Origin of the sequence: Pseudomonas sp. SIMBA_068, assembly GCF_046534705.1 — a bacterium.
GTDB classification, from domain to species: domain Bacteria; phylum Pseudomonadota; class Gammaproteobacteria; order Pseudomonadales; family Pseudomonadaceae; genus Aquipseudomonas; species Aquipseudomonas putida.
Window position 1 is genome coordinate 1 of sequence record NZ_JAWRYI010001340.1, and the last position, 245, is coordinate 245.

The following is a 245-nucleotide window of genomic DNA, read 5'->3' on the forward strand; positions in this document are numbered from 1 at the left end:
GCGCCGGGTGGCATCATGTTCGGCCCGTGCGCTGGCCGCCAGTTGCTGACTGACAAAGGTGCCCCGGCGCTGCACGCTTTGCAGCCAGCCTTTGGTTTCGGCTTCCTCATAGGCCAGGATCACCGTCTTGCGGTTGACGTTCAGCAATTGCGCCATCTCCCGCGTGCCCGGCAAGGGCGTGCCAGGGCGCAGGCGACCCTCGCTGATCGCGGCCACCAAGCCCTCGACAATCTGCCGGTACGAAG

1 protein-coding gene is annotated in these 245 nt (G+C 66.1%); it reads right to left on the reverse strand.

The features are described 5' to 3' along the window. Window positions 1–245 (reverse strand): GntR family transcriptional regulator (locus SB756_RS33955; RefSeq protein ID WP_410913745.1); only part of this gene is annotated, 245 nt, incomplete at both ends.